The following is a 20517-nucleotide window of genomic DNA, read 5'->3' as shown; positions in this document are numbered from 1 at the left end:
GGTCGGTGGTTCGTGTCCCTGCTGGTCGATGACCCCACCGTCAAGGCACTGCCGCCGCTGTTCACGGCGGTCGGGGTGGACGTGGGCATCACGAGTCTGCTCACCGTGTCCACCGGGGAGAAGGTCACCAACCCGCGTCATGAGCGCGCTGACCGGCGCAGGTTGGCCAAGGCGCAGCGGAACCTGTCCCGTAAGGGCAAGGACACCAAGAACCGGGCCAAGGCTCGCGTGGTGGTGGCTCGGATTCATGCCCGTATCGCCGATCGGCGGCGGGATCACCTGCACAAGCTGTCGACTCGACTCGTCCGCGAGAATCAAACGGTCGTGATCGAGGATCTCAGTGTGCGTAACATGCTGCGCAACCACAGTCTGGCCCGCGCTATCTCCGACGCGGCGTGGACCCAACTGCGCAGCATGATTGAGTACAAGGCCGCCTGGTACGGGCGGACCGTTGTCGCCGTCGACCGCTGGCATCCGAGCACGAAGACCTGCTCGGCGTGCGGGCGGATCAACACCGCAATGACCCTCGGCGTTCGCGCCTGGACGTGTCCCGGCTGTGATGCCGTGCACGACCGGGACGTCAACGCAGCGTGCAACATTCTCGCCGCCGGGCTGGCGGAGAGGTGAAACGCCTGTGGAGGGACGGTAAGACCCGACCCGCGCAAGCGGTGAAGGCGCGGCCCGGTGAAACAGGAACCCCCCCGGGTGACCGAGGGAATCCCCGCCCTTCAGGGCGGTGGAGGATGTCAAAAACGGGTTGTCAGAGATCGCAGCCCCGACGAGTCAGCGATGCCAGGACCTCGCCGGTAATTCGTCACGGCCGTATACCGCCGAGGATCTGCTCGGTGGTCCTGCCGGCACGGTGGCCAACCCACGCCCCGGGCAGCGGAGCTGCATGACGCCTTTCTCAGGCACGAGGAATGGCGTACCCAAGGGGATGAGTCAGGCATCGGGAAAGGTGGATCGTGAGGGGTGCCGCAATGGTGATGCTGGTCGCAGGGGCGCATCCGACGACCCCGGCAACCGTGCCGGCGATCAGCACGCCGCTGGCATTCGCACACTGATCACGAGTGCTGCGTTCCTTGTTCGTCCGCGACCTGAATGATCGTCTTGCCTGGCGTGCGGCGGCGGGCGAACGCGGAGGCGGTTTCGGAAAGCGGTCGCACGGCGCCGACGATGGGGTTGAGCCGTCCGGTCCGGAGGCGCTGGGCGAGGTCGGTCAGCCGAGTGCGATCAGGTTCGACGACGAAGAAGATGGCCCGCCCGTCCTTGGGCTGCACGGTAGGTGGCGTGGCGATGGTGACGAGGGTGCCGCCCGGGCGTACCAGTTTGGTCGATCGCTCGAGGATGTCGCCGCCGATGACGTCGAATACCACGTCCACCTCGCCGACGTGCTGCAGATCGTCGGCGTGCAAGTCGAGGAAGGTCTGCGCGCCGAGGCCGAGCGCGACGTCACGGTCGCCTGCTCGGCCGGTGCCGATCACGCGAGCGCCCACCTCCCGCGCGAGTTGAACGGCGATCGAGCCGACGCCGCCCGCGGCGCCGTGAATGAGGACGGTCTGGCCGGTCGTGAGGTGGGCGTGGTCGAACAGTCCCTGCCACGCGGTCAGTCCGGAGATGGGCAGCGCGGCCGCCACGGTGTGGTCGATGTCGGCGGCGAGGGGGGCGAGGTTGCGAGCCTCCACCGCGGTGTATTCGGCCAGGGATCCGTTGCGGGTCCAGTCGGTCAGTCCGAACACCCGCTGGCCCACGGTGAGGCCGGTGGTTCCGTAGCCGAGCTCGACCACGACTCCGGACAGCTCGTGCCCGGGGATGCTGGGTGCCCGGTCGCGACCGGCGCGATCGGACCACGTTCCCGGCCAGTCGAGTTCTCCGGGGGTGAAGCCTGCCGCGTGCACTTGCACGATGACGTCGTTTTCCGCAGCGTGGGGGTAGGGCATGTCGGTCAGGGTGAGCCCGCTGACACCCGCGTCACGGTCTCGCACAGTGATCGCTCGCATGCTCGAATCCTTTCCAAGAAAGTTCGTCGGCTCTTACCGTTCATCGCGTGCTCGCGTGAGATGTCCAATCAGCTTGGCCAGGGCGATCCGACGATGCGTTCGACCGTCGTGACGCGCTGGAAGCCGGGGATGAAGTGTTCGAGCACGTCGGAGTTCACGGTGCCGTTCGTGGTCTCGGGACGGTTCTTCAGCCCGTCGACGTGGGCCCGCAGAAACTCGTTCTTGAAGTCCCCTCGTGGGTGGACGGCGAGAATCTCGTCCAGCTGATCGTGTTCCAGTCCGTCCAGGCCCAACCCGAGCACGTCGGTCAAGACACCGAGGTACGTGGTCGCGATTTCCGGGGCCATCCGGTCGGGGATGCCCGGCGTGGTGTGTAGCGCGATCGCCGTCCAAACGGTCTCGGCGGCCGCCGTCGAGAAACCCCGGTCGAGGAGGAACTTGCGCGCGTGGTCGGCGCCATCGACTTCGAAGCGCTGCTCGACGTCGGAAAAGGGAGTCAGGAGGCCGGCGTCATGGAACATGGCCGCCAGATAGAGCAGCTCCGGGTCCGGTTTCACGCCGAGCTTGTGAGCGTGAATCAGGCTGAAGAGGAAGACCCTTCGGGAATGGTGGTAGATGAGAGGGCTGGTCGTCTCCCGGATGCGCCCGGTCGCTTCGGCGACCGCCGCTGTCTCAGGAATCTCCAGCCCCGCGATGACCTCTGGCACGATCTCTGACCTTCCCCGAGTGTGTGGACCATGTTTCCGACCTCCATGCTGCCCACCGATCGTCGTATGGCGCCGCCTTCGTCCGGACGGAAATCACCTATATCCGGACAGGGCGAAGTCGCAGTCGTGCTCCACCCACGCGCGGTGCCGTGTCCCCCCAGCGGGACGAGCGCGTGGCCTGCGACTTCGTGTCGTCCGTCACGGCCCGTTCCACGCGACGCCTGGTGTCGGGTTCATCGCGTGAGTCAACCGGGCATCGGTTGCGGAAAGAGGATTTCGTAGACCAGCCTTGCGACGGCTCCGGCGTTTCTTGAATAAACCCCGCTGTGTACGTAATCAGCCGAAGATCGCAGGGAGTTCGTTTACCTGCAATAGTCGAAACGTGAGTAACTCGGCCACGAGGATCCCCGTCGTCTCCGGTAATGTCGTGCTACCAATAGGCGGTGTCCATGCTCATGTTTCGCCGACCCGACGGCGGTCAGTGCCGCCGGGGTCCGGTCGCTCCCCGCAGGGATCCGGCTTCGAAGGGACCGGTGTGGTGAACGCTGGCCCCCATCGCGTCGCGATCTTCGTCTACGACGGAGTGACGTTGCTGGACGTCGCCGGTCCCGCGGAGGTGTTCAAGGAGTCGAACCGGTTCGGTGCCGACTACCGGATCGTGCTGCTGTCGCCGACCGGTGCGGACGTCACGTCGAACCTCGCGGTCCGGGTCGCGGTCGACGGCGCCATCTCCTCGGAGCCGGCTTTCGACACGTTGCTGGTGGCCGGGTCCGACCTCTATCCGCGCGCCCGTGTCCCCGCCGACCTGGCGGACGTCGTACGGATACCGGCGGCTGTGGCCGGCCGGGTCGCATCGATCTGCACCGGGGCGTTCGTCCTCGCCGCCGCCGGCATCCTCGACGGCAAGCGTGCGACCACGCACTGGCAGGTCGCGCACGAGCTTGCCGCCTGGTATCCGACGTGCCGCGTCGAGCCCGACGCGATCTACGTTCGCGATGGCACCACGTACACGTCGGCAGGGGTGACGGCCGGGATCGACCTGGCGCTCGCTCTCGTCGAAGAGGACCACGGGCCCGACCTGGCACGCGACGTCGCACGCGCCTTGGTGGTGTACATGCAGCGCGCGGGCGGCCAGTCCCAGTTCTCGGCGCCGCTGCAAGGACCGCCGCCCCGCTCGCCAGCGCTCCGCAGAATCACCGACCTGGTGACGGCGGACCCCCGTGGGGACCACTCGCTCGGTGAACTCGCGAAACACCTCAACGTGAGCACCCGGCACCTCACCCGGCTTTTCCACGACGAGCTGTCCACGACACCGGCCCGCTACGTGGAAAACATCCGATTCGACATGGCCAGGGCACTGCTCGACCAAGGACACACCGCGACGCAGGCCGCGACCCTCGCCGGGTTCCCCAGCTACGAAAGCATGCGACGGGTTTTCGCCAGGAAGCTGTCGATCAGCCCAGCCGCCTACCAACGCCGGTTCAGCACGACCCGCCGTGCGAATGCGGGTTAGTGCTCCAGTTGCAAGTTGCGGGAGCTGGCGTGCGGCCGCGTCGTGTCTGGCCTCCGCCTCAGGACGGGTCCTGGCTTGGCGTTGCGCGTCAGGAACCGACTCAGCTCACCGGTCGGTTGCGACTGCCGCGATGGCGGCGAGCGGCCGATGAGTGCCGTCACTGGGCCGCCGCTGGCGCTCAACTTCCGTGAAGCCGGCACGCGTCAGTCGCTCGGATATCGCGTCGACGGGCCAGCGATAGGCGGTCACGACTTTGTGGTCGAAGGCGTCGACCTCGTCACCGTCGAAGAGACCCAGCACCAACGTTCCGGACGGGGCGATGGCTCGCCGGAACTCAGCGAGCATGCCGTCGAGATCTTGCGGCGGTAGATGGATCAACGAGTACCAGGCCAGGATGCCGGCGATGGAGTGGTCGGCGACGTCGAGGCGTTCCATCGACCCGAGGTGGAACTCGGCGCTCGGGTGGTTCGCCCTCGCGTGGGCGATGAACTCGGGGACCATGTCGATTCCCGTTGCGTCGACGCCCAGTGAGCGAAGGTAGCCGGTGATATGGCCAGGCCCGCAGCCGAGATCGAGCACCGTGCCAGGTCGGCCTGCCAGATGTCGCCCGATGAAGGCGAGGTCGTCGGCGTGTACCTGCTGGCTCGTGCCGAACAGCTCGATGTAGAGCTCTGCAACGGACGCGTACGCCTGCCGGACCTGCTCCATGTTCACCGCCTGACTATATGAGCTCTCGGATTGGCCGGAGCCGGGCCCATGACCAGTTCGCCGCCGACCGAAGGCGGCGACTCAGGCCAACCGTCGCCGTGGTCGCAATTACCGATCGCGGTAGGTCAGCTCCTTGATGCGTTCTCGCGCACGGTGGTTCAGGCTACGAGCAGGCGGAGGCCGAGCTCTGCGGTGTCGAGGGGGACGAGGTCGCGGTTGCGCTCGGCCCACCGACCTGAGGAAAGGTCTTCGCGGAGTGTGCTGACTGCCCGCTGCTCAGCCTGCGGTCCGACTCTGGTCCATACCGAAACCGCGCGGCGTACATGTTCGTCCAGGTATGCCTCAGGCCGGCGCCAGTGTGCCTCGAAGAAGCCGTCAGCGCAGTCCCAGGGGACGAGCACCGGCTCCGCGCGTCCTCCGATCGCGCGGGTCAGGTCGGCCAGGGACGGCCAGCCGACGAGAAGGTTCGCGAATTCAGGCAGGTAGTCGCGGGTGAGCCAGAACCGCTGACGCCAGCCGGTGTCATCGGCGTCGTACGTGAACACCACCACGCGGCGGGCCACACGCCGCATCTCACGCAGCCCGGCGACCGGGTCCGGCCAGTGATGGACGGTGCTGACCGCCATCGCGGCATCAAAAGACTGGTCCTCGAACGGCAGACTCTCCGCGGCGGCGGCCACGCACGGCGCCGCGCCCACGGGACGCTGCGCCCGCATGACCGCCGACGGTTCCACCGCCGTGACATCGCGGTCGGGGGGCTCGTAGGAACCGGTGCCAGCCCCGACGTTCAGCACCGTTCGTGCGTCCCCCAGCGCATCCCAAATCTGCGCGGCGATCCGCGGCTCGGTGCGCCGCGTCGCTGGGTAAGCAGATCCGATGGCGTCGTACAACTGCGCGCCGAACACTTGCAGTTGCTCCTCTGGCGTCGTCCTGATCCCCATTGCTCGTGCCTCCAGTTCCCTGTCTATGGCCGTGACCATGGCAGCAGCTCGGTCGCGCTGGTCCGTTAGCAGGCCGCGCAGCCGGCACAGGTGCGCGACTGCGTCGGTGGCCGGATCGTCAACCAGATCCGCGATCTCCCGCAATCCGAAGCCGAGCCGCCGGTAGGCGAGCACCTCCCGGAGTCGCTCCACATCGTCGGCGGAGTAGGCCCGGTGCCCGGCCGCGGTCCGCGTGGACGGCTCCAGGAGGCCGATCTCGTCATAGTGATGCAGCGTGCGGACGCTGACGCCGGCCAACTCCGCCACACGCCCCACGGTCAGGTGATCCTCCACGCCACCGACTATGTGGCATGACGCCGCGTGAGGAGCAAGCCCCTCGCTGCTGGCATGATCGAGTTTCCGCTCATCGGCAACGCCTGCTTGATCATTGTGCGGTTGACGTTGCCTTCGAGGGCGCCGCCGTACGGCATGAACGCCGTCCTCACATCGGGCCGCCGGTACAGGTTCGGTGGGCAAGCATCGTGCACCTCCCGGTCGGCGTTCGGAGCGTCCGACTACGTCAGCCGTTGGCGCGGGTGCGCCGGCTTCCGAGCGCGGTGCCGAGGGCCGCGCCGGTGGCGGTACCCGCCGTCCATTCGAAGATCATGCCGAGGAGGAACTCTGGACGCAGCACATCGAGGACAGCGGCTTGCCACGTCGGCGGCACGGCGTCGCCGGTGCTCAGGTAGCCAGCGTGCTGGTTCGCCCAGACCACGGCCTCGGGGAGGCTGACGGCGAGCACCGCGACCAGGGCGGCCAGCCCGGCCAGTGCTCCGGTGCGCAGCCCGGCGCCGAAGGATCGGTTGCGCCAGGCCGTGGTGAGCGCGACGGCCAGCAGTAGGGGCATCGGGAGGAACACCCAGAAGCCGAGTATGCCGCCGCGGTCGTGCGCCAGCGACCAGCGCGAGGCGGCCAACGTGGCACCTGCCACGACGACCGCCGTCCCTGCGGCCAGCAGCCATGCGCCGTGCGGCAGCGCGGACCGCAGCGCGGCCCGTACCCCGCCGAGGGCGAACCTGCGGCGCTCGGCTGGCGGGTCGATCGCCGCGAGTTCGGCCCGCAGCGCGGCACCCCATGCGGATCGGTTGTGGGGCAGGTCGGCGGTGGCCAGGTCGAGCAGGATCTGCCAGACGTCGCGTGCCGCGTGCTGACGGCCTGCAGTGCGGGCGCCGAGCGCGGCTCCGAGGACTGGCCACGGCATGTTCCAGGCCAGCGCGACCAGGAAGACGTCGAGCGGCATCAGCAGGTCGCCGTCGCCGAGGTTCGCGATGACCGGGAACATGCCGGGCTCGGCCAGATAGGCGGCGCGCAGCGGCAGGTACGCGGCCGCGGTGCCGGCGACGATGGCGGCGAGGGCGAGCAGCCCGGCGATGGCGCCGGCTCCGAATCCGCGGGCGCGGGACACGGCGGCTGCAGCCGCGCCGACGAACGCGGCGCACCCGAGGGCCGCGAGCACTCCGAGCATCATGGACAGCAGCACTACGTCAAAGCCCCAGCGCGGGCCGTTGGTGACCGTGGCGAGGTACAGGCTCTCCAGGCCGGCAGTGAGCAGCGCGCTGGCCGCGGCGACGGCGATCAGTCTCGGCCACACCGGACGTCTGGTGCCGTCTCGCCACGCGGCGCGGGCGCGGGCGGCGAGCGTGCGCGCACCGCCCCGGCGTACGGCGTCACGCAGCCGGACCGCGAGCACCACGATCGCGAGCAGGGGCACCGGTAGGAGCAGCACCAGGATGAGGAGGAAAGCGAGCATCGAGGGCCTCCGAACGGCAGGTGCGGGTCGAGGTCGAGCGGTCGAAGCTCAGGTGGTCCCGGGCGCGAGCCGGGCCGCGCCCGGGGCGGGTGCGCCGTTCCTGGCACGTGCCGTCGCCGCGACGGCGCGCGCGAGTTCGGCGCCCGCGGTGCTGAGCCGGTACAGGTGCCGGGCCGGCCGCCCGCGCGGCGGGTCGGTCTCCCAGGAGGTCTCGACGTGTCCGCGCTCGGCGAGGCGGATCAGGATCGGGTAGACGGTGCCCGCCTTCAGGTCGAGGGCGCGGCACAGGTCGTAGCCGTGGCTCCAGCCCTCGCCTGCCTCGGCGAGGGCGGTGAGTACGGCCGCGGTCTGCGGGGAGGGATATCGGGTGCGGACCATGACACCATGGTCTACCTAGATAGAGTTATGCGCAAGACCCATCCCTTGATCTGCATTGCGCCTCCGGCTGACCGCTGGATGGCGAGCCGCTGAACCTCCCGCCATGATCAAAGCAGCGATGGTCGACTACATAGGCCCAAGGTCGAGAAGCGAACCCACGCTCATCGGAATCTGAGGGCGTCCACGACGACGGCGATTGGTAAAGCACGCTGACTCAGCTTTGTTGGTAGCTCACCGCGGCGAACCCGCACGGCTGGTGCAGGTGCAGGTAGTAAGCGCCTTCGCCGAAGTCGTCCAGGTCCGCGCCGCCGATCAAACCCACATAGTCCATCGGTTGGCCGCAACCGGGGCAGTCGGCGTGCTCGGCGTCCTGGATCCAGTCGGGCCGACCGCCCAGCGTCGAGCCGCCGCGATTCCAGGCGCTGGCCTGGTAGGGGTTCGGCAACGCCGGCCCCAAGACCGGAAGCAGCGCCGGCGGGTCCTCCGGTTCGGCAGCATCCGAGAGGTAGCTCGGGCGGGTGTTGCCGGCCCACCAGGTAGCGGAGCCGGCCGGCGTGACCCGGCTGTACAGCGTCGTATAGCAGGCGCAGAAGTGGCAGGTCTCGATCACCAATCGGCCGGACCAGCCCGCATGTGTCAGCGCAGCTTCGATGGCCGGTTCTGCGGTGTCGAGGTCCGCGGCAACCCAGAGCGGCGACGCACACCATGGACAGGTGGGCCCGTCTGCGCGTCGGGGTGTTTCGCGAATGACCCACCGATGCGCGGTGTCCCCGCACAGGCCCCGTCGGCTGTCGCCTGGGCCGATCGTCCAACCGCCCTCGAGCGCGTAGCTCAGCGCACCGACGTGCAGTTCGTCCGCGCCGGCCGGCGGTTGCGTCGACCAGCGACGCATGGCGCTCTCGGCGAGCGGGTGAGCACAGTGCGCCAGGATCAGGAGTAGATGATTGAGCCGATTGGGTGTCCGCCCGCCGTCGATCTGCTCGATGACCTGGCGAACAACGTCGGCGCCTGCCGCGCGGTACAACTTCGCCGGCCACAGCACGTCGAGGTCGAGCAATAGGCCCTGGTACGGGGCCAGCCTCTGCGGATCGGCGTCCGCGATCTCGCACAATTCCTCGATCGCGTCGTCGTCCTCGGCGGCCGTCCTCCTGATCAATTCCTCGATCACGAGCGGATCGTAGCCGGGTCGATTGGCCGGCCACCGTCAGCTGTAGTACTGAGCGAGGCAGAACTCGTGGTCCTCCGGGTCGGCCATGACCACGACCACACCCTCGTCATAGTCGTGCCGTTCACCGGTAAATCGGCCACCAAGGCCGATGACCAGCGCCATCGCCTCGTCGATATCGTCGACGGAGACGTCGAGGTGAATCCGAACCTTGCCTGTTCGAGGCTCCGGCACTGGCTGGAACACCAGCCGCGGCTGAGGGTCACCTCGCTCGCCGAGGTAGACCCAACCCTCCTGCGACGGCCCAGGCTCGCGACCGAGCAGGCCACTCCAGAACCGGGCTACCCGCTCGGGGTCAACGCAATCGATCGTGACACCGGACCAGACGTTCGCCATGTACTGATCCTGACAGAGCTCCGGTCGGCGATTCGTCCAGCGTCGACGCCACCCAGAGGCACTCGGGTCGGTATCACACGAGACGGGTGACGGCTTGGGCGCAGACCAGCGAAGTGGTCAACCGCCGTGGTGCCACTTTCCGCAGATGGGTCTCGTCCTTCGGCGCTGAGCGGACTTGTGGTGCCGGCAAGCGTGGGGGCCTGGGGCGTCGGCATCCGGCGGGTTTCCGCGGGCCGCCCCACCGCCTGTTCTCGCGTTACTAAGTGGAGTGATTCGCATCACGTCGTGTCATGTTTCGACGTTCCGTGGTGTCTTGGGGGCATGACTGAGCACATCACACGCCACAAGAAGGAGCTGACCTGCAAGGTCGCGCTGTCGAGGATCCGTCGCGAGGCCCGCAAGCCGGGTTCCACGGGCTGGGTCAAGGGCGGTCGCCAGCTGGAGCAGCCGGCCTTCGCCGCGCGGGTGGTCACGTCCCCGTGACCACCGACGAGCATGCCGAGCGGTTCACCCTGTTGCGGCCGCTGCTGTTCACGATCGTCTACGAAATACTCGGCTCCGCTACCGAATCCGACGACGTGCTGCAGGACAGCTATCTGCGGTGGGCCGAGGTGGACCTCGCGACGGTGCGGGACACCAGGTCGTACCTGGCGCGGTTGGTGACCCGTCAGACGCTCAACGCGTTGCGGGCGAGCGCGCGCCGTCGCGAGGACTACGTCGGCCCGTGGCTGCCCGAACCGCTGTTGCTCGACGAGAACGACCCGTCGGCCGACGTGGTGCTCGCCGAGTCGGTGTCGATGGCGATGCTGGTACTGCTCGAAACGCTCACCCCCGATGAGCGTGCGGTGTTCGTGCTGCGCGAGGTGTTCGGCTTCGGCTACGACGAAATCGCCGCAGCGGTGGGCAAATCCGTGACGACGGTGCACCAGGTGGCGCACCGCGCCCGCGAGCACGTGCAGGCGCGACGCAGGCGATTCCAGCCCGTCGACGCCGCGAAGACCGCGCAGATCACCGAGCAGTTCATGACCGCGGCGGACACCGGTGACATGGCGGGGCTGCTCTCCCTGCTCGCGCCGACCGTCACCTGGACCGCCGACAGTGGCGGCAAGGCCACCGCGGCGCGCCGGCCGGTGGTGGGCGCGCGGAAGGTGGCGACCGTCCTCATGGACCTCCTCCGCACGGGCCGGCAGAGGCCGGGCATGCGAATCCAGATGGTCAACTGCAACAACGCGCCCGCGATGGTTGCCCACGTCGGGGACCGCCCCGAAGGCGTCCTCCTGATCGAGATCATCGACGGGAAGATCACCAACTTCTACGCCATCCGCAACCCAGACAAACTCGTCGCGATGACGGTTCCGCGTCAGATCAGCCGGTAAGTTGCCCGCCTGCTCGCCGGTGTCGCCCCCGCTTCGGCAGGGCTCTCAATGTCGTCTACCGCAGCGTCAACGGCGACTCATCGGTGCTGCTGTTCGACGGTTCCTCCGCCTTCGCCGTCGTCATCCTCGACCTCACTTCGGGCGGCGGCCAGGTGTGCGGAATCTGCGCCGTCATCAATCCCGACAAGCTTCCCACGTCGACTGAACACTGAGGAATCCCCATGCTGCGAAAAGTAATGACCTTGCCCAGCGGCAGGATTGCGAAATGGGCCATCGTGGCCATCTGGGTCGCCCTGATGGTGCCGGCCCTCATGCTGGCAGGCAACCTGGGCGACGTTGAGAAGAACGACAACTCGGCCTGGCTGCCCAGCAACGCGGAGGCGACCAAGGTCATCGACCAGGCCAAGAAGTTCCAGCCCGCCGAGACCCTGCCCGCGATCGTGATCTACGACCGGCCCGAGGGCGTCACCACTGCCGACATGGCCAAGGCTCAAGCCGATGCCGACGCCTTCAAGGGCATCGAAAAGGTCGTGGGGCAGCCACAGGGCCCATTGAAGGCCCAGGATGGCAAGGCCATCCAGACCGTGGTCCAGGTTGACGACGGTAACGAGGGTTGGGACGGGGCCCACAAGGTCGTCGACGCGATGACCAAGATCGGCGAACAGAACGCCAACGGCCTCGGGTTCCACGTCACCGGCCCGGCCGGTTACGCGTCCGACTCGATAACGGCCTTCAGCGGAGGAGGCGCCCTGGGGGCGATCACCGCGTTGGTGGTGGTCGTCATCCTGCTGTTCACCTACCGCAGCCCGTTGCTGCCACTGCTGCCGCTGCTGACCGCGGGCGGTGCCCTGGTCGCGGCGGAAGCGGTGATCTACCTGCTGGCGAAAAGCGCCGGGCTCACCGTCAACACGCAGACCAGCCTCATTTTGACCGTACTGGTGTTCGGCGCCGCCACCGACTACGCGCTCCTGCTCATCTCGCGGTACCGGGAGGAGTTGAGGCGGCACGAGGACCGGCACGAGGCGATGGCGGAGGCCCTGTACCGCTCCAGTCCCGCGATCATCGCCAGCGCCGCGACCGTCGCTGTCAGCCTGCTGGTGCTGCTGCTGGCCACTCTCAACTCCACAAAAGGGCTCGGCCCGGCCTGTGCCGTCGGTATCCTCGTCGGGCTGCTCGCCATGGTCACCCTGATGCCGGCCCTGTTGGTCATCTGCGGCCGCTGGATCTTCTGGCCGGTGAAGCCGTCGTACGGCTCGGTCGGGACACCCAAGGACAGCATCTGGACGCGGGTCGGCACCGCCATCTCCGGTCGGCCGCGGATCGTGTGGGTCGGGACCGCGCTCGTCCTCGGCGTCATGGCGATCGGGGTGACGGGGCTCAAGGCCGATGGGATCCCGAGCAAGGGCCAGTTCACCAACGAGCCGCAGGCGGTCGTCGGCGAGGAGATCCAGTCCAGACACTTCCCGGCCGGGTCGGGTGACCCCATTTACGTCGTGGCCAAGGCTGCCTCGGCGGAGCAGGTCACGAGCGTGCTGTCAGGCGTCCCAGGGGTCGCCGACGTCGCGGCACCGATGATCAAGGATGGTGAGGTCTTCGTTCTCGGGACGCTCAAGGACGCTCCCGGCAGCAAGGCCGCGATGCGCACCGTCGAGCAGGCCAGAACCGCGGTCCACAAGATCGAGGGTGCGGATGCCCGGCTTGGCGGCAGCACGGCGATCGCACTCGATACACAGCAGTCGGCCGCCCGCGACTCCAAGGTGATCATCCCCGTCGTACTGATCGTGGTCTTCCTCATCCTCGCGCTGCTACTGCGGGCGATCGTCGCACCGCTGCTGCTCGTGGCGACGGTGGTGCTGTCGTTCGGTGCGGCCCTCGGCGTGAGCGCTCTGATGTTCAACCACGTGTTCGACTTCGCCGGGGCGGACGCGAACTTCCCGCTCCTGGTGTTCGTGTTCCTGGTCGCCCTGGGCATCGACTACAACATCTTCCTGGTCACCCGGGTACGGGAAGAGGCACTGCTGCACGGCACCCGGCGCGGCGCGCGGACCGGGCTGTCCGCGACCGGCGGCGTGATCACTTCGGCGGGTCTGGTACTGGCCGGTACCTTCGCGGCGCTGGGATCGCTGCCGTTGGTGTTCGCGGCGCAGCTGGGGTTCGCGGTGGCGTTCGGCGTGCTGCTGGACACCATGATCGTCCGCTCGGTACTGGTCACCGCGCTGACTCTGGACGTGGGTCGATGGATGTGGTGGCCCAGCAAGCTGTTCAAGCACCACGAGCCCCAGCCGTCGGCGGGCAAGGCCGACCCCGAACCGGCTTTCGTGGACGCGGGCAGGTGACAGCCTTCCGGCGCCGGGCCGGAAGGCCCTGCCTCGGGAGGTGACGCCGCTTGGGAAGGCCGGCCGTACGGTGCGCGGCCACGACCGTGTTCGGCCGCGTTGTGTGGGCCAACTCCGGCCCTTGCGACTTACATTGGGAGCGCCGGCCCGCTCATGGACCTTGTCCATGAGCGGGCGGGGTGCGGTTGATGGTTGCTCGTAATCCAGATGTGGGCTCACTTCGGACTTGTCGAGCTCGCTCTGGTACGCGGCTCGCGGTGGTGGTCGGGCGAGGCGCCGACGAGCTGGTGTGTCCGGTGTTGTGACGCGGCCCTGTACCGCCCGCTGACTAGAACCCAGCCGGCCACCACGACCATCGGCGCCGTCATCACCATCGTGGTCGCAGTGGCATCGGACCCTTCACCCAGCAGCGTGCCGGTCAGCAGCGACAGGGTCATGTTGTTCCCGGCATGGGCGACGCTGGTGGTCCAGATGCTGCCGCTGCGCAGCCGCAGCCAGGAAAGAATGATCTCTTGGCACATGAATGACACCGTCCAGACCAGCAGGCCCAGGGCCACGTTGCTGAACTGGATGTACCCGAGGAAGGGCAGCGGGTAGTGCCAGATCGCCCAGATCAGGCCCGTGGCCAGGGTGGCGGCCAGTGGTCGTCCGGGGAGGATCCGCAGCCGCAGGTAGCTGGTCCAGCCGAACTCCTCGCCCCAGTAGAGCGGGGCGAGCAGGGGGACGACGAGCATCAGCACGGCCAGGAAGGCCCACCAGGGCAGGCCCGGTACCAGATCGTTCATCGGCGCCAGGGTCGGCCGCCACAGCCCCACGGCCGCTGAGATCCCGAGGGCGGCGGCGGTGGAGGCCAGCGGTCCCAGCCATGCCGCGAGGTAGTGGGGCCAAGCGGCGCGCAGCCGCAGCGCCAACCCGGCGTCGGCGAAGCCCTCGCGCGTGACCCAGCGCCGGACGATGAAGGCAGCGGCGGCGGGCGCGATCCAGCCGAGGGAGAGAATCTGCACGAGCGGATTCGCCAGCGAGAAACCCTGTAGGTACAGCGCGATCTCGATGGTCCAGGTCACGCCAAAGCTGATCAGTAGGAAGGTCGTCAGTCCCTTGGTTCTCGACATGGCACCAGGCAACCAGCGGACCTGACGAAGATCACTACGGACAGCTATCAGAACGGGGTAGGGCTGGGTCTACCTCGTCGGTATGGCCAGCTCCAGAGACTTCGTTGGCACGGCTGATTAGCGTGATGGCCGTGCGCACAGACAGCCCACCGACAGCGCTGCGGGCCCTCGGCTACCGTCGGTTTCTGGCCAGTCGGTGGCCGTGGCGGTCGGCGGCCTACCTGCTCACAACGTTGCCGGCGGCGGTCCCGGCCTTCGCGGTGCTGGCGATCCCCTGGCTGGTCCTGGTAACACGGTTGGCGACGGAGGGCTTCGCGGCCGGGACGATCCTCTTCCTGATCTTCATCGGAACGGCGCTGGTCGGCATCCTCGGGCCGGTGATCGCACCGCCGCTGGCCAACCTGGAGCGCCGGCGCCTGCGCCTGGTCGACGATCGGCCAACGGCTGCTCCGCGCCGGAGGCCGCCGCTGCCCGGGCCGCTGTCGTGGCTACGGCACCGCTACACCGATCCAGCCACCTGGCGCGAGGTCGGCTACGCCTGTCTGCTGGCCACCGTGGCGCCGGTGCTGTCGATCGCGGCGCTGCTCACCCTGCCGTGGGCGGTTGTGTCCATCGTGAGTCCACTGATCGTGCTGGCCCAACAACCGGGCGGCGACCCCGTGGCGTTGGGCTTCGGCACTGCCGCGACGGTCGAGCAGACCGTGCCCTACACGGTCATGGGCGTCCTGGTGTTACCGCTGATTCCGTACCTGCAGGCGCTGGTGGCAGGCGGGCACGCGGCAGCGGCACGTGCCCTGCTGCTGACCGATTCCGCGGAACGGTTACGCGCCGAACTGGTCGAGGTGTCGCGCTCCCGGGTACGGCTCGCGGACGCCTTCGAGGCCGAACGCCGCCGCATCCAACGAGACCTTCACGACGGCGCCCAACAGACACTCGTCAGCCTCACACTGCAACTCGGGCTGATCAAAGTCGACCTGCCGCCCGACTCGACCGCCGCCAGCGGCATCGCCAAGGCGCACGACCGGGCCAAGCAGCTGATGGCCCAACTCCGCCAGCTCATCGACGGGATCCAGCCGCAGGTCCTGTCAGACCTCGGCCTGCCCGCCGCGCTCGAAGAACTTGCCGACCGTTCGACCATCCCGGTCACCGTCGACGTCGACATGTCCGGGAGGCTGTCCGACCAGACGGAGAACGCCGCGTACTTCGTGGCGGCCGAGGCTCTGACGAACATCGCCAAACACAGCGGCGCCACCAGCGCGGCCGTGACCGTACGCCAGCAACGCGACAGCCTCACGGTCGAGATCAGCGACAACGGTCGCGGCGGTGCCGATCCAGACCGCGGCACCGGCCTGACCGGGCTGGCCGACCGGGTGGCGGTCAACGGCGGCAGAATGTTGCTGTCCAGCCCGGCCGGCGGGCCGACCGTTCTCCGTGTGGAGCTTCCATGCAGCCAGCAACCATCCGGGTAGTCGTCGCCGACGACGCAGCCCTGCTCCGGGAAGGACTGGCCGGCCTGCTCGAACGGTTCGGGTTGCACGCCGTTGCCGTCGTCCGCGACGCCGAGGCACTGAAGGTCGCCGTGGACGAGCACGCCCCCGACCTTGTCCTCACCGACATCCGGATGCCCCCGACATACACCGACGAGGGATTGCGCGCCGCCGTCGAACTCCGCCGGGCCCGTCCCGGCCTCGCGGTCGTCGCACTCAGCCAGTACGTCCAGCACAGCTACGCCGCGGAGCTGCTCGACTCCGGCGACTGCCGCGGTGTCGGCTACCTGCTCAAGGACCGGGTCGTCGATGTGGAGGACTTCATCGCCACGTTGCGCACGGTCGCCGCCGGCGGCACCGTCATCGACCCTCAGGTGATCAGCCAACTCGTGCGTCGTCGCCGTGACCCACTGTCCGCTCTGTCGGCGCGCGAACGCGAGGTGCTGGCCCTGATCGCCGGGGGTCACTCCAACACGGCAATCGCCCAGCGGCTGTTCGTCTCCGAGGCCGCCGTCGGCAAACACGTCGGCAACATCTTCACAAAGCTCGACCTGGTCCAGGCCGGCGACACCAACCGTCGCGTCCTGGCCGTCCTGGCCTACCTCAGAAACACCGCTTGACCCTCGCCTTGCGCAGTGATCCGGCCGTCATGCGCGAGGTCACTGCGCGAGGGAGTCCGCCAGGTCGCTGGCCAACCGGTCCGCCGATTCCAGTGGGATCGGCTCGAACATCGCCGGCTCGTCCTCCGGGAAGAGCGCGGTCGGGCCGTAGATCCAGTCCGTGAAGGAGTGGTCGTCGACCTCCCGGGCGCGGAGCAGCACATTGCGTTGCTCGCGCTCGACGCCGTCGAGGTGCCACAGTTCGCCCCACGCGCGCGCCGTCAGCAGCACGCGTCGGCAGTGCTCCGGTCGGACCGCCTGGTAGGCCGCGAGTGCGCCCAACCAGTCGACGGCGCCGTCATCGTCCCGAAGTCGCTTGACGTGCTCGGCGAGTACCCAGCCGTCCTCGATCGCCATGATCGCGCCCTGCGCCAGGTATTGCAGCGGCGGATGGGCGGCGTCGCCCAGGAGGGCGATCCGGCCGTCGACCCAGGTGGCGATCGGGTCGCGGTCGTACATCCGCCACCACTTGTCGCGCCACATGTGCGGCAGTCCGTGCTGAACGGCGTCGAAGGTCCCGGCGAAGGCGGTGTCGAGCTCGTCGGGTGTTCCCCAGTCCTCAAGCCCGGCGAGTGCCTTGGGGGACTCGAAGACGGCGACCTGGTTGAGGAGGTCGCCACCACGTAGTCCGTAGTGGACGAAATGGCAGCGCGGGCCGACGTACACGACGATCTCGGAGAGGTCGACCGGGCGGCCTACCTCCGCGATCGGCACGGTGCCGCGGTAGGCGACGTATGCCGAGGAGACGGGTTGGTCGTCGACGAGGAGCTTCCGGGCGACGGAGTGCAGGCCGTCGGCCGCGATCACCACAGCTCCCTCATGGATGGTGCCGGCATCGGTCGTCGCGGTCGCCGTGTCCCCTTCCTGCGAGTACGCCGCGACCCGCTGCTCGGTGAGCAGCTCGACGCCGGCCTTCCGACATGCTTCGAGGAACAGCCCGTGAAGGTCGCTGCGGTGGATGACCAGGTACGGGAAGCCGTAGCTCCGCTCGAGGTCACGGAGGTCCAGCGAGGTCAGGTCCCGTCCGTCGACCGCGTCGCGCATCACCATCTTGTCGGGTACGACGCCGCGGGCCTTGGCCTCCTCGAGCAGCCCGTAGTCATCGAGGATCCGCGTGCAGTTCGGTGCGAGCTGGATGCCCGCGCCGACTTCGCCGAATTCCTTCGCCTGTTCGAGGACCCGCACCTTCAGTCCGAGGCGGGACAGCGCGAAGGCGGTGCTCAGCCCGCCAATCCCGCCACCGACGAGGACGACGTCAGGAGTGCTCATGTTCCTTGCCTTCTCAGAGCCAGGGGCCGAGGTCGGGAACCCCGGCGAGGGGGTGGGGCCGGCCGGCCAGGTAGGCGACCACCTCGGGCAGCGGACCGTCGGGAACCCCGACGAGACCGCGCTTGGCCTGGATGTCCTCCACGAGCGCGGAGAGGAATCCGTCCGGGAGGTCGGCGAAGGTCAGCCCCGTGCCGAGATCGACGGCGTGCACGCAGATCTCGCGGGCCCGGAGCCACGGGATCTCCGTGGCGGCGACCGAGCGGCCTTGGGCGGTGACGACCTCGGCGCGCCACTGGTCGGTGGTGAGGGCGTCCATGGCGACCGCGAGGTCGCGTGCCGATCCGTTCGTCCACGCCGCCAGTCGAGCTGCGGAGAGCTGCGGGCCGGACTCGATGTCGGCGTTTCGCTGGTCCATTGAGGAGTACATGGGCGTCCGCTCGCCGGTCCTGGCCCAGCGCACGAGGTTGCCGAGCGCGTCGGCGTTGCCGGCGACGTGCGCCACGAGGTGCTTGCGGGTCCAGCCGGGCAGAGCGCTGGGCTCGGTCATCGCCTGCTCGTCCAGCGCGGCGACCTGCGTGGCGAACAGCTCCGTTCCGTGCTCGACCCACTTCAGCGACTCGACGTGCGTGCGCAGCATCAGGACTCCTTGACGACCTGGTTGGTGCAGGCACCGATACCGGCGATCTCGGTCACGACGGTCTCGCCGCCGACGAGGTAGACCTTCGGGTCGCGCGCGTGGCCGACACCTGCGGGCGTGCCGGTCGCGATCAGGTCGCCCGGGTTGAGCCGGATGACCGTGGACACGTACCGCACCAGGTGCACCGGGTCGAACAGCAGCGTGCCGGTGTCGTCCTGCTGCATGACCTGGCCGTTGACGGTCGTCTTCACCTGGAGCGCCGGGCGGACGCCGCCGACCTCGTCGGGCGTCACGACGTACGGGCCGATCGGGGTGGAGGAGTCCCAGATCTTGCCCTGGGTCCACTCGATGGTCCGGAACTGCCAGTCGCGGACGGAGACGTCGTTCATGACGGTGAAGCCGGCGATGGCGGCCTCGGCCTCCGCCTCGGTGGCGCGCCGCACGGGCTTGCCGACGACGACCACGAGCTCGACCTCCCAGTCGAGGGCGTCGGTCTCGGCGGGCTTGGTGATCGGGTCGTTGGGTCCGATGAGGGTGTCGGCGAACTTGGTGAAGAGGGTCGGGTACGCCGGCAGCTCGCGACCCATCTCGGTGATGTGGTTGGTGTAGTTGTGGCCGACGCAGACCACCTTCGACGGGTGGGGCACCACCGGCGCCAGGTCCGCGCCCTCGGCCGGCCAGGTCTCACCGGTCGCGGAGGCCGCGATCGTGGCCCAGTCGTCCTGCGCGAACAGGGCGCCGACGTCCTCGTGGCCGAGGTCGACGAGGACGTCCCCGTCGAGGCGGACGGCACGGGTACCGCCGTCGACGCGGAGGGTGGCGAGCTTCATCGGAGGGTCTCCTGACGGTCGAGTTGGAGCGCCTCGAAGACGGGCGCGTCCGAGAAACGGAAGAGGTCCAGGGCGCCGGAATCGGAGTCGGTGGTGCCGGCCTCGGCGCGGGCGGAGAACGGCTCCCAGGACGGGACCACGAACAGGTCGCCCCGGGTGACCGACCAGGCCTTGTCGCCGACGGTCACCGTGCCGGAGCCGTCGAAGACCTGGTACACCGATGACCCGGTCTGGCGGACCGGTGTGGTCTCCGCGCCTCGGACGATCCGGTGGAACTCCGCGCGGATCGTCGGGAGCACGTCCCTGCCGTCGTGCGGGTTGCTGAACCGGACCGCCGCGTGGCCGGGCTCGACGGTGCCGCCGTACCCCTCCTTCTCCAGCAGCAGTTGGTCGCGGAGGGCGGCGTCGGTGTGTTCCCACTTGTAGGCCAGCAGCGGCGATCCGGGGGCTACCTCGCCCACCGAGAGCGGACGCAGGCCCGGGTGGCCCCACAGCCGCTCGGAGCGCGAGCGCTCCGGCGTGATCCGCTCAGCCTCGCTGATCTCTTCGCGGCCGAACTGGAAGAACTGCGACTCGGTGGCGTACTGGAACGGGATGTCGAGGCCGTCGATCCAGGCCATCGGCTCGGAGGTCGCGTTGTGGTGCGCGTGCCAGTTCCAGCCGGCCTGCGGCAGGAAGTCGCCGCGGCGCATCGGGACCGCGTCGCCGACCGGGGTCTCGCCGCTGCCGCCGACCACGGTCCACACGCCGGAGCCTTCGACGACGAACCGGAAGGCGTGCTGGGTGTGCCGGTGCTCGGGGGCGTCCTCGCCGGGCATCAGGTACTGGATCGCCGCCCACAGCGTCGGCGTCGCGAACGGTCGACCGCCGAGCGCCGGGTTCGCCAGGGCGATCGCACGACGTTCACCCCCGCGGCCCACCGGGACGATGTCGCCCGCCTTCTCGGCCAGGCGAAGCAGGTTCTCCCAACGCCACACGTGCGGCACCGCGCGCGACCTCGGGTGCGCCGGCATCAGATCGCCGATCTCGGTCCAGAGCGGCACCAGTAGTTCCTGCTCGAAGCCGCGATACAGCTCCTCCAGCGCTGGCGTCACGTCCGGCTGGCCCGGCGCCGAGACCGCCTTCAGGTGGACCGGGGTGTCAGTCGTGCTCATGCCGCCTACGATGAAGCCTGTCGCATCAGCAGAACGCAGGATTCTGGAGAGCGGAACGAT

Annotated in this window: 21 protein-coding genes; 8 read left to right on the top strand and 13 right to left on the bottom strand. The window is 68.6% G+C overall.

Annotation, left to right across the window (positions count from 1 at the left end):
- Positions 1-627: RNA-guided endonuclease TnpB family protein (locus tag ABZV00_RS09950; protein ID WP_355603696.1), on the top strand; the 627-nt coding region annotated here is incomplete at its 5' end.
- A gap of 437 nt (positions 628-1064) precedes the next feature.
- Here the strand turns inward: ABZV00_RS09950 and ABZV00_RS09945 are convergent.
- The gene (locus ABZV00_RS09945) at positions 1065-2000 is read right to left on the bottom strand and encodes an NADP-dependent oxidoreductase (protein ID WP_355603693.1); all 936 of its coding nucleotides are present in this window, start codon (positions 1998-2000) and stop codon (positions 1065-1067) included.
- A 68-nt stretch (positions 2001-2068) separates the two neighbouring features.
- Entirely contained in the window at positions 2069-2707 is a 639-nt protein-coding gene (locus ABZV00_RS09940) for an HD domain-containing protein (protein ID WP_355603690.1), read from the bottom strand.
- A gap of 382 nt (positions 2708-3089) precedes the next feature.
- Between ABZV00_RS09940 and ABZV00_RS09935 the strand changes: the two genes are divergently transcribed.
- Positions 3090-4220, top strand: a complete 1131-nt coding sequence (locus tag ABZV00_RS09935) for a GlxA family transcriptional regulator (RefSeq protein WP_355603688.1) — start codon at positions 3090-3092, stop codon at positions 4218-4220.
- 105 nt (positions 4221-4325) lie between these two features.
- Here ABZV00_RS09935 and ABZV00_RS09930 read toward each other — a convergent pair whose 3' ends face one another.
- The 6 genes from ABZV00_RS09930 to ABZV00_RS09905 form a co-directional block, all read right to left on the bottom strand.
- Positions 4326-4934: a class I SAM-dependent methyltransferase gene (locus ABZV00_RS09930; protein WP_355603685.1), complete on the bottom strand. Its 609-nt coding sequence runs from the start codon at positions 4932-4934 to the stop codon at positions 4326-4328.
- Between the two features lie 152 nt (positions 4935-5086).
- Entirely contained in the window at positions 5087-6202 is a 1116-nt protein-coding gene (locus ABZV00_RS09925) for a MerR family transcriptional regulator (RefSeq protein WP_355603682.1), read from the bottom strand.
- Between the two features lie 226 nt (positions 6203-6428).
- A complete protein-coding gene (locus tag ABZV00_RS09920; protein WP_355603679.1) occupies positions 6429-7658 on the bottom strand; it encodes a hypothetical protein in 1230 nt (409 codons plus the stop codon).
- A 48-nt stretch (positions 7659-7706) separates the two neighbouring features.
- Entirely contained in the window at positions 7707-8036 is a 330-nt protein-coding gene (locus tag ABZV00_RS09915; protein WP_355603676.1) for a PadR family transcriptional regulator, read from the bottom strand.
- 214 nt (positions 8037-8250) lie between these two features.
- A complete protein-coding gene (locus ABZV00_RS09910) occupies positions 8251-9204 on the bottom strand; it encodes a hypothetical protein (protein WP_355603673.1) in 954 nt (317 codons plus the stop codon).
- A gap of 36 nt (positions 9205-9240) precedes the next feature.
- Complete coding sequence (locus ABZV00_RS09905; protein ID WP_355603670.1) at positions 9241-9597, bottom strand: VOC family protein; 357 nt, start codon at positions 9595-9597, stop codon at positions 9241-9243.
- Between the two features lie 321 nt (positions 9598-9918).
- On the opposite strand from ABZV00_RS09905, the gene ABZV00_RS09900 reads away from it, so the two are divergent.
- The 4 genes from ABZV00_RS09900 (at position 9919) to ABZV00_RS09885 (ending at position 13309) form a co-directional block, all read left to right on the top strand.
- Entirely contained in the window at positions 9919-10080 is a 162-nt protein-coding gene (locus ABZV00_RS09900) for a hypothetical protein (protein ID WP_355603667.1), read from the top strand.
- Positions 10077-10973 (top strand): RNA polymerase sigma-70 factor, encoded by an 897-nt coding sequence (locus ABZV00_RS09895; protein ID WP_355603665.1) that lies wholly within the window; start codon positions 10077-10079, stop codon positions 10971-10973. Before ABZV00_RS09900 ends, ABZV00_RS09895 begins: the two co-directional genes overlap by 4 nt.
- Positions 10974-11056: 83 nt before the next feature.
- Positions 11057-11185 carry a hypothetical protein gene (locus ABZV00_RS09890; RefSeq protein ID WP_355603662.1) on the top strand — a complete coding sequence of 43 codons (129 nt, stop codon included), beginning with the start codon at positions 11057-11059 and terminating at the stop codon, positions 11183-11185.
- Positions 11186-11194: 9 nt separating this feature from the next.
- The gene (locus tag ABZV00_RS09885; RefSeq protein ID WP_355603659.1) at positions 11195-13309 is read left to right on the top strand and encodes an MMPL family transporter; all 2115 of its coding nucleotides are present in this window, start codon (positions 11195-11197) and stop codon (positions 13307-13309) included.
- Positions 13310-13524: 215 nt separating this feature from the next.
- Here the strand turns inward: ABZV00_RS09885 and ABZV00_RS09880 are convergent, their stop codons facing one another.
- Positions 13525-14421 carry a type II CAAX endopeptidase family protein gene (locus ABZV00_RS09880; RefSeq protein ID WP_355603656.1) on the bottom strand — a complete coding sequence of 299 codons (897 nt, stop codon included), beginning with the start codon at positions 14419-14421 and terminating at the stop codon, positions 13525-13527.
- A 131-nt stretch (positions 14422-14552) separates the two neighbouring features.
- Here ABZV00_RS09880 and ABZV00_RS09875 point away from each other — a divergent pair, with 131 nt between their 5' ends.
- Positions 14553-15890 carry a sensor domain-containing protein gene (locus ABZV00_RS09875; RefSeq protein WP_355603653.1) on the top strand — a complete coding sequence of 446 codons (1338 nt, stop codon included), beginning with the start codon at positions 14553-14555 and terminating at the stop codon, positions 15888-15890.
- Positions 15866-16528 carry a response regulator transcription factor gene (locus tag ABZV00_RS09870; protein WP_355603650.1) on the top strand — a complete coding sequence of 221 codons (663 nt, stop codon included), beginning with the start codon at positions 15866-15868 and terminating at the stop codon, positions 16526-16528. The genes ABZV00_RS09875 and ABZV00_RS09870 overlap by 25 nt, the downstream gene beginning before the upstream one ends.
- A 39-nt stretch (positions 16529-16567) precedes the next feature.
- Here ABZV00_RS09870 and ABZV00_RS09865 read toward each other — a convergent pair whose 3' ends face one another.
- From ABZV00_RS09865 to ABZV00_RS09850, 4 genes are read right to left on the bottom strand one after another with little or no spacing between them, the layout of a single operon-like run.
- Positions 16568-17836: an FAD-dependent monooxygenase gene (locus ABZV00_RS09865; RefSeq protein WP_355603648.1), complete on the bottom strand. Its 1269-nt coding sequence runs from the start codon at positions 17834-17836 to the stop codon at positions 16568-16570.
- A 13-nt stretch (positions 17837-17849) separates the two neighbouring features.
- Complete coding sequence (locus ABZV00_RS09860; RefSeq protein ID WP_355603645.1) at positions 17850-18473, bottom strand: maleylpyruvate isomerase N-terminal domain-containing protein; 624 nt, start codon at positions 18471-18473, stop codon at positions 17850-17852.
- Entirely contained in the window at positions 18473-19303 is an 831-nt protein-coding gene (locus ABZV00_RS09855; protein ID WP_355603642.1) for a fumarylacetoacetate hydrolase family protein, read from the bottom strand. The genes ABZV00_RS09860 and ABZV00_RS09855 overlap by 1 nt, the downstream gene beginning before the upstream one ends.
- On the bottom strand, positions 19300-20457 hold the full coding sequence (locus ABZV00_RS09850) for a cupin domain-containing protein (RefSeq protein ID WP_355603640.1): 1158 nt from the start codon (positions 20455-20457) through the stop codon (positions 19300-19302). The genes ABZV00_RS09855 and ABZV00_RS09850 overlap by 4 nt, the downstream gene beginning before the upstream one ends.
- Positions 20458-20517 lie beyond the last annotated feature (60 nt).

It is taken from the genome of Micromonospora sp. NPDC005173 (assembly GCF_040608515.1).
Classification (GTDB): Bacteria; Actinomycetota; Actinomycetes; order Mycobacteriales; family Micromonosporaceae; genus Micromonospora.
The sequence above is the reverse complement of the archived record's forward strand: the minus strand, read 5'-3'. Positions and strand labels throughout refer to the sequence as shown.